This is a genomic window from Arthrobacter sp. T2-23 (genome assembly GCF_055398325.1).
Genome location: NZ_AP027917.1, coordinates 667,869 through 680,720, shown reverse-complemented (window position 1 = coordinate 680,720; position 12,852 = coordinate 667,869). Strand labels below are relative to the sequence as shown.

10 protein-coding genes are annotated in these 12,852 nt (G+C 68.0%); all 10 read left to right on the top strand.

Annotated features, from left to right (window positions below; all coding sequences use genetic code 11):
* Nucleotides 1-39 precede the first annotated feature (39 nt).
* The 10 genes from mraZ (at nt 40) to murG (ending at nt 12,774) form a co-directional block, all read left to right on the top strand.
* The gene (gene mraZ, locus ACZ5Z0_RS03140) at nt 40-468 is read left to right on the top strand and encodes a division/cell wall cluster transcriptional repressor MraZ (RefSeq protein WP_138769645.1); all 429 of its coding nucleotides are present in this window, start codon (nt 40-42) and stop codon (nt 466-468) included.
* Between the two features lie 181 nt (nt 469-649).
* Complete coding sequence (gene rsmH / locus ACZ5Z0_RS03135) at nt 650-1,651, top strand: 16S rRNA (cytosine(1402)-N(4))-methyltransferase RsmH (protein WP_464109852.1); 1,002 nt, start codon at nt 650-652, stop codon at nt 1,649-1,651.
* Nucleotides 1,648-2,310, top strand: a complete 663-nt coding sequence (gene ftsL / locus ACZ5Z0_RS03130) for a cell division protein FtsL (RefSeq protein ID WP_464109851.1) — start codon at nt 1,648-1,650, stop codon at nt 2,308-2,310. Before rsmH ends, ftsL begins: the two co-directional genes overlap by 4 nt.
* A gap of 45 nt (nt 2,311-2,355) precedes the next feature.
* Complete coding sequence (locus ACZ5Z0_RS03125; RefSeq protein WP_464109850.1) at nt 2,356-4,158, top strand: peptidoglycan D,D-transpeptidase FtsI family protein; 1,803 nt, start codon at nt 2,356-2,358, stop codon at nt 4,156-4,158.
* Between the two features lie 113 nt (nt 4,159-4,271).
* Entirely contained in the window at nt 4,272-5,951 is a 1,680-nt protein-coding gene (locus ACZ5Z0_RS03120; RefSeq protein ID WP_464109849.1) for a UDP-N-acetylmuramoyl-L-alanyl-D-glutamate--2,6-diaminopimelate ligase, read from the top strand.
* Between the two features lie 6 nt (nt 5,952-5,957).
* The gene (locus ACZ5Z0_RS03115) at nt 5,958-7,418 is read left to right on the top strand and encodes a UDP-N-acetylmuramoyl-tripeptide--D-alanyl-D-alanine ligase (RefSeq protein WP_464109848.1); all 1,461 of its coding nucleotides are present in this window, start codon (nt 5,958-5,960) and stop codon (nt 7,416-7,418) included.
* Nucleotides 7,415-8,524 (top strand): phospho-N-acetylmuramoyl-pentapeptide-transferase, encoded by a 1,110-nt coding sequence (gene mraY, locus ACZ5Z0_RS03110; RefSeq protein ID WP_464109847.1) that lies wholly within the window; start codon nt 7,415-7,417, stop codon nt 8,522-8,524. Before ACZ5Z0_RS03115 ends, mraY begins: the two co-directional genes overlap by 4 nt.
* Nucleotides 8,506-10,107 carry a UDP-N-acetylmuramoyl-L-alanine--D-glutamate ligase gene (gene murD, locus ACZ5Z0_RS03105; RefSeq protein WP_464109846.1) on the top strand — a complete coding sequence of 534 codons (1,602 nt, stop codon included), beginning with the start codon at nt 8,506-8,508 and terminating at the stop codon, nt 10,105-10,107. The genes mraY and murD overlap by 19 nt, the downstream gene beginning before the upstream one ends.
* Before the next feature lie 2 nt (nt 10,108-10,109).
* On the top strand, nt 10,110-11,636 hold the full coding sequence (gene ftsW, locus ACZ5Z0_RS03100) for a putative lipid II flippase FtsW (RefSeq protein WP_464109845.1): 1,527 nt from the start codon (nt 10,110-10,112) through the stop codon (nt 11,634-11,636).
* A gap of 4 nt (nt 11,637-11,640) precedes the next feature.
* Nucleotides 11,641-12,774: an undecaprenyldiphospho-muramoylpentapeptide beta-N-acetylglucosaminyltransferase gene (gene murG, locus ACZ5Z0_RS03095; protein ID WP_464109844.1), complete on the top strand. Its 1,134-nt coding sequence runs from the start codon at nt 11,641-11,643 to the stop codon at nt 12,772-12,774.
* Nucleotides 12,775-12,852: the final 78 nt, after the last annotated feature.

Genomic DNA, 12,852 nt, shown 5'->3' with positions numbered 1-12,852 from the left:
GGGGACGTTGGACTTCCTACAACAGACAGGCGGTGGGCCGTGTTTCTCGGCACTCATTCGCCGCGTCTGGACGAAAAGGGTCGAATCATCCTCCCAGCGAAGTTCCGCGAGGAACTTGCCAGCGGACTGGTTCTCACAAGGGGCCAGGAACGTTGCATCTACGTCTTCAGTGAGGCGGAATTCGGCCGGGTTCACGAACAGATGCGGGAGGCTCCAATCTCCTCCAAGCAGGCTCGTGACTACATCCGCGTTTTCCTCTCTGGAGCCTCCGACGAGGTACCTGACAAGCAGGGGCGCGTGACGATTCCGCCGGCGCTCCGGGAATACGCAGGTCTCGGCAGGGAGCTGGCCGTCATTGGCGCAGGCACCCGGGCGGAGATTTGGGACGCCCAAGCCTGGAACGAGTACCTGGCCGAAAAGGAAACCGCCTTCTCGGAAACCGACGACGCCATCCCGGGAATTCTCTGAAGCCCGGCGGCACCGTCAGCACCACCCGCTTCTTGATCGAGATCTCCAGCCGCCCATCCGGCAGTTCACCTGGCTCACTTCCCCGGAGCCAGGCGGGCCGCAGGGTAGGCGCGGATGGGGATCTGGACCAAGAAGCACAGCACCACCCGACAGGCACCCCCTCCAACGAAAGGACGCAGGCATGAGCGACGACTCCAACCAGGCGAAGCCTACGTCCGAACGCCATGTACCGGTCCTCAAGGATCGGTGCATCAATTTGTTGGCACCGGGATTCGAGGCGGCCCGACGCCGGGGCGAGACGCCCGTCGTCGTCGACGCGACCCTCGGCATGGGGGGACACTCCGAAGCCATGCTGCAGCGGTTCCCCGACCTGCACCTGATCGGCATCGACCGCGACGAGGAAGCCCTCGCCCTGGCGGGGGAGCGGCTGAAGCCCTTCGCCTCACGGATCGACCTGGTCCACGCGGTGTACGACGAAATCCCGGAGGTCCTCGAGGACCTCGGCTTCACCGAGGTCCACGGCATCCTGATGGACCTGGGCGTCTCCTCACTGCAGCTGGACGAGCGCGAACGCGGCTTCGCCTACTCCTTCGACGCGCCGCTGGACATGCGCATGGACACCAGCCGCGGCCAGACCGCCGCCGACGTCGTGAACAACTACAGCGAAGAAGACCTCGTCCGGATCATCCGCAAGTGGGGCGAGGAAAAGTTCGCCGGCCGGATCGCCAACCGGATCGTGGCGGCCCGCGCCGAAAAGCCGTTCACCACCACCGGGGAACTGGTCGAGACTATCCGCGCCGTGGTTCCCGCCGGCGCGGCCAAGACCGGCGGCCACCCGGCCAAACGCACCTTCCAGGCACTCCGGATCGAGGTCAACGAGGAGCTCGACGTCCTGGAGCGCGCGATTCCGGCAGCCGTGGCCTCTATCGCCGTCGGCGGCCGCATTGTTGTCATGTCCTATCACTCGCTGGAGGACAAGATCGTCAAGGCCGTCTTCCAGGCCGGTTCCAAGTCCTCGGCCCCGCTCGGCTTCCCGGTGGAACTTGAGGAACACAAGGCCGAACTCAAGACGCTGACCAAGGGCACCGAGGTGCCCACCGCAGCAGAAATCGCAGAAAACCCACGGGCCGCCTCCGCCAGGCTCCGCGCCGTGGAACGCATCAAAGCCAGGAGAGTCGCATGAGCACCGCCGCCGTCAACAGGTTCCCCGTTGCCACCGCAGCCACAGCCCGTGCGCTGCCGGAGCTGCAGCCGGGTGCGCCGGCCCGCAAGACCCGCACCCCGCTGTCCGTCGTGCGCACCGCCCCGCGCAAGCGCCGGGCGCCCTTCGTCGTGATGTGCTTCGGGATCCTGGCAGTGGCGCTGATGGCGGTGCTGGTCCTGAACATCTCCGTTTCCTCGGCGCAGTACCAGCTGGTGGAGCTGCGGGCCAAGCAGTCCACCCTGGCCAAGCAGAACCAGGACCTCACGCAGCAGGTACAAAACTTCGACGCCCCGCAGAACCTGGCCGCCAAGGCCACGGAGCTGGGCATGGTGGCCTCCACGAGCAAGGGCCAGATCGACCTGTCCACCCTGGCGGTGACCGGAAAGGCCAAACCGGCCGTCAAGGGCGATACACCCGGTGCCGTGATTGCCGCGCCGGCCGTGGCCGGCCAGGTCAACGTGGTTCCGGCAGCTTCGGCGAAGGACCCGCTCGCCAACCGCAAGCCAGCCGAGAGTATGCCGGCCGCCGCGGTACCGGCGGTTCCCGTTCCGGCCGTCCCGGCGCCGGCGCCCGCGCCCGCCGTGAACCTGCACGGCGGCTCCATCCCGGCCCCTGCGCAGAAGATCCCCGGAAAATAGCCGACGGGACCAACGACCAGCCAGGCCAAGCAGCAAGGAAACATCGTGGCGCAGAACACCGGCAAGGCACGCGCGGGCAAGACGCCCAGCGCCACGCGGCGGCTGCGGCTCGGGCTGGGCATCATGCTCTCGCTCCTGCTCGTCGTCGGTGGAAAACTGTTCCTGGTCCAGGGCCTCGACGCCGGCGGCATGGCCGAGGCGGCGCTCAAGAACAGGCTCAAGCCCATTGAGCTGCCAGCGGAGCGTGGCAGCATCCTGGACGCCCACGGCACGGTGCTGGCCAGCAGTGTGATCCGCTACAACGTCATCGTGGACCAGACCGTCAACACCAAAACCGAATCCTTCCCGCGGCTCGAACAGGTCGACGGCAAGGACACGATCGTCAAAATCCCGCGCGACCAGGGCATCGAAGAGCTCGCGAACGTCCTCGGGATGAAAAAGGACGACCTCAAGGAAGCGTTGACCGGCAAGCAGCGCTACTACATCGTGGCGAAAGACATCCGGCCCGACGTCGAAGACCGAATTTCGAAGCTCCAAATCCCCGGCATCGTCACGGAGGGCACCAGCAAACGGGTCTACCCCAATGGTTCCGTGGCCGGCGGAATCGTCGGTTTCCTCAAGGACGGCACCACCGGCCAGGCCGGGCTCGAACAGACCCAGGACGATGTGCTCAAGGGCACGGCCGGGAAGCGGCTTTTCGAAATCGGTGCCGACGGGCTGCGGATCCCGGTGGGCGTGGACCAGTTCACGCCGGCCGTGAACGGCAAGGACATCAAGCTCACGCTCAATTCCGACCTGCAGTACTTCGCCCAGCAGGCCATCCAGAGCCAGAAGGACAAGCTCAGCGCCGAATGGGGCGTCATCGTCGTATCGGACGTCAAGACCGGCAACATCGTGGCAATGGCGGACACCAACGCTCCGGACCCCAACGCCCCCGGCAAGGTGGACGCCAAGGACCGGGGCGTCCGTGCCGTGACCGCCGCCTATGAGCCGGGTTCGGTGGAGAAGATGATCACGGCCGCGGCACTCATCGAAGAGGGCAGGTCCAGCCCGCTGGACAGGTTCACGATCCCGCCTTCCTACACCGTGGACGGCCAGAATTTCACCGACGCTTTTGAGCACGGCACCGAGGAGCGCACCCTGGCCGGCATCCTGGGGTACTCCATGAACACCGGCACCGTCATGGCGGGCCAGCGGTTGAGCAAGGACCAGCGGCACGATTGGCTGCAGAAGTTCGGCATCGGCGAAACCCCGGACATCGGCCTGCCCGCCGAGGCCAAGGGCATCCTGACGCCGGCCGACCAGTGGGACGGCCGGCAGGAGTACACGGTGCTCTTCGGCCAGGGTGTTGCCCAGTCGACGTTGCAGACAGTCCGCGCCTACCAGAGCATCGCCAACGACGGCGTCATGCTCCAGCCCCGCCTGATCGACAGCTACGTCAACCCCGACGGCACCGAGGAAAAGGTGCCCGCCAAGGACAGCAGGCAGGTCGTCTCCAAGGACACCGCCAAGCAGGTGCGCGACATCCTGGAAAGTGCAGTGACCGAGGGCGAGATCAAGGAAGCGGCGATCGACGGCTACCGGGTCGGGGCCAAAACCGGAACGTCCCAGTCGCCGTGCGATGACGGAAAGTCCGGGTACTGCGGCTTCACCGCCTCGATGGTGGGAATGGCGCCGATGGACGATCCGCGGTTTATTGTTGAAGTGGTCCTGCAGCGGCCCAAGGGCAATATTTACGGCATCACCAACGGACCGGTGTTCCGCTCGGTGATGGGCCAGACGCTTCGCACCTACAACGTCCAGCCGTCCACGGGGGAGCCGGCCAGGCTGCCGCAGTACGCCAAGTAACACCCAGCACTACGAGTCAGCAGAAACAACCAGTTTCACGCAGCCGGGCCTGCGTGCGGGCAATGCTCCGCGCACGGCGCCAGCTGCCTAAGCACCACACGACGGAGACCCCCTTGTCAGAGCTCAATGCCCAGGATGCGGCTACCGCGCCGACCGGCCAGGACTCCAGCGCGGCTTTCCGGCCCGCGACGGTTGCCGCTGTGCCGCTGGAATCCATTGGCGAGTGGATCGGCGTCGTGGTTCCCGGCGCCTCCGCTGCCGTCCCGGTCACCGGGATCTCGCTGAACTCCCGGGCCGTCCAGCCCGGTGACCTGTACGTTGCCCTGCCGGGCGCGACCCGGCACGGCGCGGACTTCGTCTCCCAGGCGGTCGACGCCGGCGCCGTCGCGGTGCTGACGGACGACGCCGGCGCGCGCCTGCTGGCCTTCTCCAACGACATCTCGGTCCCGGTGCTGCTGGCCGAGGAGCCGCGCAGCCTGGTGGGCCGCCTCTCCGCCCAGATCTACCGGAGCCGGCCCGACAACGCGGCCGCCCCGGCCCTGTACGGCGTTACCGGGACCAACGGCAAGACCACCACCACGTACTTCATCAACTCCCTGCTCCGGGGACTCGGGCGGAAGACCGGGCTGATCGGGACCATCGAGATCCTGGCCGGTGGCGAAGCGATCCCGAGCCTGCTCACGACCCCCGAGTCTACGGACGTGCACGCCCTGTTGGCGCTGATGCGCGAACGCGGCCTCGACGCCGCCTCGATGGAGGTTTCCTCGCACGCCATCTCGTTCCACCGGGTTGACGGTGTGGTGTTCGACGTCGCCGGCTTTACCAACCTGACCCAGGACCACCTGGACCTGCACGGCACCATGACGGAGTACTTCGAGACGAAGGCCCGGCTCTTCACGTCTGGGCGCGCCCGGGCGGCCGTTGTGACCGTCGACGATGAATGGGGCCAAAAGCTGGCCGCCGCCGCCGACATCCCGGTCACCACCCTTGCCACGGCAGCAACCGCTCCGGCCGGCACCATCTCGGGCACTCCCGCAGCGGGCGGGGCGGCCGCGGACTGGACCGTCGTCCATCCGCGGCCGCGCGGGCTCGGCACAGAATTCGGCCTCCGGCACCGGGACGGGACCGAACTGCGGGTGCACACCGGGTTGCCCGGCAGCTTCAACGTCGCCAACGCCGCGCTGGCCACCGTCATGGTCCTCGCCGGCGGCACCGGCGTGGCCGAGGTACAGGCCGCGCTGGACAGTGCGGATCCGTTCACGGTGGCGGTTCCGGGGCGCATGCAGCTGGTCGCGACGGCCCCCGCCGCCGTCGTCGACTTCGCGCACAACCCGGACGCCCTCGAACGTGCGCTCGAAGCCGTGCGCTCCCCGGAACCGGGCTCCAAGGTGATCATCGTCTTCGGCGCCACCGGTCAGCGCGACCACAGCAAACGGCCCGCCATGGGGGCCATTGCCGCCCGGCTCGCCGACGTCGTGATCGTCAGCGACGACGACCCGCACGACGAGGACGCCGCAGCCATCCGCGCCGACGTGATGGCGGGCGCCCTCGAGGCCAAAGCCGGCGAGGGCCTCGGCTGCACCGTCCTTGAGGTCTTTCCCCGCGACGCCGCCATCCGCAAGGCCGTGGAGTTCGCGGGTCCGCAGGACACCATTTTGGTGGCTGGCCGCGGCCACGAGGTCTGGCAGGAGGTCAAGGGCGTCAACCTTGCCCTCGACGACCGGGTGGAGCTGCGGTCAGCCTTGACAGCTCGAGGATTCACCATTCTCGATGACCAGCGGATAGAGTCCTAAACCGAGATGATTGCATTTACCGCGGCGGAAATCGCCGAAATTACCCACGGCCGGCTGGCCGCAGATCCGGGCCTCACGCCCGGCTCTGTGGTGACCGACTCCCGCGAAGCCACGGCGGGTTCCCTTTACGTGGCCAAACCGGGGGAAACCGCCGACGGGCACGATTTCGTGGCCGCCGCCTTCGACCGCGGAGCCGTGTTGGCCCTCGTGCAACACGACGTTGCTGACGCCGCCGGACAGCCCTACCCGGCGGTCGTTGTCGAGGACTCCGTGCTGGCAATGGGTGCGCTGGCCGCCGAAGCGGTCCGCCGGATCCGTGCCCGCCGGGCCGACGCCGGCCAGGCATTCACCGTCATCGGCATCACCGGATCCGCGGGGAAGACCACCACGAAGGATTTGCTGGCCGGGATCCTGGCCGGACACGGCGAAACGGTGTCGCCACAGGGCTCCTACAACGGCGAGGTCGGCGTGCCGCTGACCGTCTTCAAAGCCGGCTTCGACACCCGCTACCTCGTGATCGAGATGGGCGCCACCGGCGTCGGCCACATCCGTTACCTCGCGGAACTGGTCCGCCCCGATATCGGAGTGGTGCTTGGCGTCGGCACGGCCCACGCCGGCGAATTCGGCGGCGTCGAGAACATCGCCGTGGCCAAGGGCGAACTGGTCGAAGCACTTCCCGCCGAGGGCACGGCAGTGCTGAACCTGGACGACGCCCGCGTGTCGGCCATGGCGAGCCGCACCAGGGCGACGGTCCTGGGGTTCTCCGCCCAGCCGGACAAGGCCGGCCAGTCGGCCCCGGTCCTGGCCGAAGACGTTGAACTGAACGCCGGGGGCAACCCCGAGTTCGAGCTCCGCCTTCCCGGCGGCGACCGCCACCACGTGGCATCCCAGCTGATCGGCGCCCACCACGTGGCCAACCTGCTTGCTGCTGCCGGGGCCGCCCACGCCGCCGGCATCCCCGGCGAGCAGATCGCAGCCTCCCTCAGCGCCCAGTCGGCTGCCAGCCGCTGGCGGATGGAACGCACCGAGCGGCCCGACGGCGTGACCATCATCAACGACGCTTACAACGCCAACCCGGAGTCCATGCGGGCCGCCCTGCGGACCCTCGCCGACCTGGGCCGAGGCCGCCGGACCTGGGCAGTGCTCGGGGCCATGCTGGAACTCGGCGAGGATTCCATCCGCGAGCACACCGCCGTCGGCACCCAGGTGGTCCGGCTCAACATCTCCCGACTGCTGGTGATCGGACGCGAGGCCCGCGCCCTGTACGTCTCTGCTGTCAACGAGGGGTCCTGGGGCGACGAATGCCTCTTCGCCGAGACCGTTGACGAGGCGTACGAGATCCTTCGCTCCGCGTTGGAGCCCGGCGACCTGGTCCTCTTCAAGTCATCCAACAGCATCGGCCTGCGCCATCTGGGGGATCGGATAGCATTATCCGCAACCGCCACTGAAGGGAGCCCGCTGCCGTGATCGCACTGCTGATGGGCTCCGGGCTGGCCCTGCTGCTCTCCTTCCTGGGCACCCCGCTCTTCATCCGGTTCCTGGTCCACAAGAGCTACGGGCAATTCATCCGGGACGACGGACCCACTTCGCACCACACCAAACGCGGTACGCCCACCATGGGCGGCACCGTCGTGGTCGCCGCAGTGCTCGCCAGCTATGGCATCACCCACCTCATCATGTGGATGATGAACCCGCTCTCGCCGGGGCCGTCCGCCTCGGCCCTGCTGCTGCTCTTCCTGATGGTCGGCATGGGGCTCGTGGGCTTCCTGGACGACTTCATCAAGATCTCCGCGCAGCGCAGCCTGGGCCTCAACGCCAAAGCCAAACTCATCCTGCAGGCCGCGGTCGGCATCATCTTCGCGGTCCTCGCGCTCCAGTTCCCGGACGAGAACCACGTCACCCCGGCGTCGTACCAGATCTCCCTGGTCCGGGACATCCCATGGCTGAACCTCGCGTTCGGCGGCACCGTGGTGGGCGCGATCCTGTTCGTGCTCTGGTCCAACCTCATCGTCACCGCCGCCACCAACGGGGTGAACCTCACCGACGGGCTGGACGGCCTGGCCGCCGGCGCCTCCGTGATGGTGTTCGGCGCGTACACCCTGATCGGCATCTGGCAGAGCAACCAGTCCTGCGGCTCGCCCCGGCAGGCCGGCAGCGGCTGCTACACCGTCCGCGATCCGCTGGACCTCGCGCTTCTCGCCGCCATCCTCAGCGCAGCGCTGGTCGGCTTCCTCTGGTGGAACACCTCGCCGGCGAAGATCTTTATGGGCGACACCGGCTCGCTGGCCATCGGCGGCGCCGTCGCCGGCTTCGCGATCCTCTCCCGGACCGAACTGCTGCTCGCCTTCATCGGCGGCCTCTTCGTCCTGATCACCCTCTCGGTCATCATCCAGGTGGGCTACTTCAAGATCACCAAGGGCAAACGGTTCTTCAAGATGGCCCCGCTGCAGCACCACTTCGAACTGAAGGGCTGGGCCGAAGTGACCGTCGTGGTCCGCTTCTGGATCCTCTGCGGACTCTTCGTGGCCGCCGGCCTGGGCATCTTCTACGCCGAATGGGTGGTGCTGCTGTGAGCGGAACGATTCCCGAGCCGCTGGCCACCTCGCCCAGGCTCGACACCCTCACGAGCTGGGATTCGGACTGGTCCGGGCTCCGCGTCGTCGTGACCGGCATCGGTATCTCCGGTTTCGCAGCTGCCGACACCCTGATTGAACTCGGCGCCCGGGTGGTCGTGGTGGAAGCTGCGGACAGCGCCAAGGCGCGGGCCCAGGCGGACACGCTCCGGATTGTCGGGGCCGCCGCGGTGTTGCTGGGCGAGGACGCGGTCACCGCGGTGCCGAAGATCGACGGCGAAAAGCCCGAACTCATTGTCACCTCGCCAGGCTGGCGCCCGGACCAGGCGCTGCTCGCCGCGGCCGCCCGGGCCCACATCCCCATCTGGGGCGACGTTGAACTCGCCTGGCGCGTGCGCGAACGCCAAGGCCGCAAGACCGCGGACTGGCTCACCATCACCGGCACCAACGGCAAGACCACAACGGTCGGCCTGACCGAATCCATGCTGCAGGCCGCCGGGCTCAAGGCAATCGCCGTCGGCAACGTCGGGACCCCTATCCTGGACGCCCTCCGCGACCCGGTGGACTACGACGTCTTCGCCGTCGAGCTCTCCAGCTTCCAGCTGCACTGGAGCCATTCGGTGTCCCCGGTGGCCAGTGTGTGCCTTAACGTAGCCGAAGACCACGTCGACTGGCACGGCTCCTACGACTCGTACCTCGCGGACAAAGCCAAAGTCTACGAACGGACCCAGAAGGCGTGCATCTACAACGCCGAACAGATCGAGACCGAGCGCATGGTGGAGGACGCCGACGTCGTGGAGGGCTGCCGCGCGGTGGGCTTCACCACGGTCACCCCGGCCGTCAGCATGCTGGGCGTGGTCGAGGGCTTGCTCGTGGACCGGGCTTTCATCCCCGAGCGGAAGGACAGCGCCGCCGAACTGGCCGCGATGACCGACCTCGGGCCGGTGGCGCCACGGCACATGGTGGCTAACGCCCTCGCCGCTGCCGCCCTGGTGCGCGCCTACGGCGTGGAGCCGTCCGCCGTCCGCCAAGGCCTGCAGAACTACCTGCCCGGGGACCACCGTATCCAGCCGGTGGCCCGCCATGAGGGCGTGCTCTGGATCAACGATTCGAAGGCCACCAACCCGCACGCCGCGTCGGCCTCGCTCTCGGCTTTCGAGAACGTGGTGTGGATCGCCGGGGGCCTGTCCAAGGGTGTGAATTACGACGCATTGATCCGGGACAACGCCCGGCGTCTCAAGGCCGTCGTGCTGATCGGGGCGGACTCGTCGGACCTGCTGGCCTCGCTCCAGCGACACGCGCCGGATGTCCCCGTAATCGGCCACGCAAAGGGCGACACTGAAGAGGTGCAGACTGCCGGAACTGCCCACGCCGACGCAGGCCCCTCGCCGATTTTCGGCGAGACTGTGATGGCACGGGCCGTGGCGTCAGCGGCACAGCTGGCCACCTCCGGGGACACTGTGCTCCTGGCCCCGGCAGCTGCGTCCATGGATCAGTTCTCTTCCTATGCTCACCGTGGCGACGCCTTTATCGAAGCTGTCCGCGAGCTCGTGGAAGGGCAGGCTCAGACCACCGAGGAGTAGTAATGGTCAGCACGCCCACCCGTCCCACGGCGGCACGGCCCCCTGCCCCAGGCAGCAAACCGGGCAGTAAACCAGGCAGCAAACCGGCCGGCACGGCATCGCCTCCCGCCGGACCACGGCCGGCGGACCGCGTCCGCGGCTGGTACCGCGGCTTCTGGTCCGCCCTGGAGGGCACCGGGAAGTCCCGGAACGGCTCCACGTATTACCTGATCCTCGGATCCACCCTCGCACTGACCGCGATCGGCATCATGATGGTGCTGTCCGCCTCCAGCGTGGAGGCGATCGCCGCGGGGGAGTCACCCTATTCCGCTGCCCTCAAGCAGGGGCTCTTTGCCGCCATCGGCGTCTTTGTGATGTTCGTGCTGTCGCGCGTCAACGTGGTGTGGCTGAAACGCCTCGCCTGGCCGGCCATCGTCCTGGCGGTCGTTCTTTTGGGGCTGGTGCTCCTGATCGGACGCAGCGCGCTAGGCAACCAGAACTGGATCGACGTCGGGCCGTTCACTTTCCAGCCCTCGGAAGCGGCAAAGCTCGCGCTGGCACTCTGGATGGCGACGGTGCTAAACCGAAAGGCCAAGCTCCTCGGCAATTGGCGGCATGTCCTGGTCCCGGTAGTCATCCCCGGAGCCGCTGCGATCCTGGTGCTGATCCTCGCTGGAAACGATCTTGGCACGGCCATGATCGTCATGATGATCTTGGCTGCCGGATTATTCTTTGCCGGCGTGCGGCTTTACCTGTTCGGCATCGCCGGCACGGTGCTGGCGGTCGGCACGGCCTTCTTGGCGATCACGAGCCCCAACCGGATGTGCCGCATCCTGTCCTGGACCGGGCAGACCTGCGCCGACGGATCCGACCTGAACTACCAATCCACCAACGGTCTTTACGGGCTGGCGTCCGGCGGCTGGTTCGGCGTCGGACTGGGCCAGAGCCGGCAGAAGTACAGCTGGATTCCGGAAGCCCACAACGACTTCATCTTTGCCATCATCGGCGAAGAGCTCGGCCTGATCGGGACCACCGTTGTCCTGGTCCTGTTCGCCATCCTGGGCACGGCCATGTACCGCGTGGTGGTGGCTCAGCAGGACTTGTTCCACCGCGTCCTTGCGGGTGCGATCATGGTGTGGCTGCTCGGCCAGGCCACCGTCAACATGGCCGTGGTCACCGGACTGCTCCCCGTGGTGGGTGTTCCGTTGCCCTTCATTTCCTATGGCGGCTCGGCCCTGCTGATGTCGCTCTGCGCCGTCGGCGTAGTGTTGTCCTTGGCCCGGGCACAGATGGAACCGAACATGCAGCCGAAGGGGCTGTTCAAGTTCGGGCCCGCCGGGTTCACCAAAGTCCTCCGCAAGCAGGCGGTTGCCCGGAGGGGAGCCCAGCGTCCGGCCGATGCACCCCCCGCGCCGGCGGCGACGGCAGCACCGGCCAAGGCCCGTGCCGCCCGTACCCCGGCCGGAAGCTCCGCGGCCGGAAGCCCCGCGGGCCGGAAGCCCGGTGCCAGGACCCCCGCCCCCAAGAACCCCGCACGAAAGCGCAGCTAGCCCCATGAAGACCGACTCGTCCCTGTCCGTCGTCCTCGCCGGCGGCGGCACCGCGGGGCACATCAGCCCCCTGCTGGCCATCGCCAACGCCATCCTGGAGGTCCGTCCCGAGGCCCGGCTGCTGGCCGTGGGTACTCCGGGCGGGATGGAGAGCCGGCTGGTTCCGGCCGCCGGACTGGACCTGGCCACCGTCAGCCGCGTGCCGTTTCCGCGCAAACCCTCGCTCGAGCTGCTCAGGCTTCCGGGCAAGCTCGCCGGCGCCGTGCGGCAGGCCGGCACCATCCTGGACGAAGCCGGCGCGGACGTCCTCGTGGGCGTCGGCGGCTACGTCTGCACCCCGCTGTACCTTGCCGCCTGGCGCCGCAAGATCCCCATCGTGGTGCATGAGGCAAACACCCGGGCCGGGCTCGCGAACCGGGTCGGCGCCCGGCTGAGCCGTTACGTCGCCGTGGCGTTCGCGGAGACCAGGATCCGCGGGGCCCGGCATGTCGGCATGCCCATGCGGCGCGAAATCTCGGGCCTCGACCGGACTACTGCCCGGGCGGCCGCACGCACCGCGCTCGGACTGGAACAGCACAAACCCACGCTGATTGTCACCGGCGGCTCGTCCGGGGCGCAAAGCATCAACCGTGCCATCGCCGCGTCCGTCGCCGCGCTGGCCGACGCGGGCATCCAGACCCTGCACATCACCGGACGCGGCAAGACCGTCCATGACGCGCAGGGCAAACTGCTGGCCGCGCCCGGCTACCGCCAGGTCGAGTACGTGGACGGCATGGAGCTGGCCTACGCCGCCGCGGACCTGCTGCTGGCACGCTCCGGTGCCGCCACCGTGTGCGAGGTCGCCGCCGTCGGCGTTCCGGCCGTCTTCGTCCCGCTGCCGATCGGCAACGGGGAACAGGCGCTGAACGCGGCGGGCCTGGTCAACGCCGGCGCCGCAGTCCTGGTCGAGGACGCCGCGTTCGACGCCGGCTGGGTCAGCGCCAACATCATCCCGCTGCTCGGCGACGGAGCCCGGCTGGACCGGATGGCGGCCGAAGCCGAACAGCTGGGCATCCGGGACGCCGACCGGCGGATGGCCGCCCTGGTCCTCGAGGCCGCGCAATCAGCGCAGGCCACGCAGGCCGCGCCCGGCCACTAGCGGAGCACCGCGGAACAGCAGGACCTTTGAACAGCGCCAACGCTGAACAGCAGCAGCTTTGAACGGCAGTGACATCGA

Excerpts from the sequence above, each read along its gene's own strand:
- rsmH (WP_464109852.1), top strand. The coding sequence starts at position 650 with ATGAGCGACGACTCCAACCAGGCGAAGCCTACGTCCGAACGCCATGTA.
- ftsL (WP_464109851.1), top strand. The coding sequence starts at position 1,648 with ATGAGCACCGCCGCCGTCAACAGGTTCCCCGTTGCCACCGCAGCCACA.
- ACZ5Z0_RS03115 (WP_464109848.1), top strand. The coding sequence starts at position 5,958 with ATGATTGCATTTACCGCGGCGGAAATCGCCGAAATTACCCACGGCCGG.
- murD (WP_464109846.1), top strand. The coding sequence starts at position 8,506 with ATGGGTGGTGCTGCTGTGAGCGGAACGATTCCCGAGCCGCTGGCCACC.
- ftsW (WP_464109845.1), top strand. The coding sequence starts at position 10,110 with ATGGTCAGCACGCCCACCCGTCCCACGGCGGCACGGCCCCCTGCCCCA.
- murG (WP_464109844.1), top strand. The coding sequence starts at position 11,641 with ATGAAGACCGACTCGTCCCTGTCCGTCGTCCTCGCCGGCGGCGGCACC.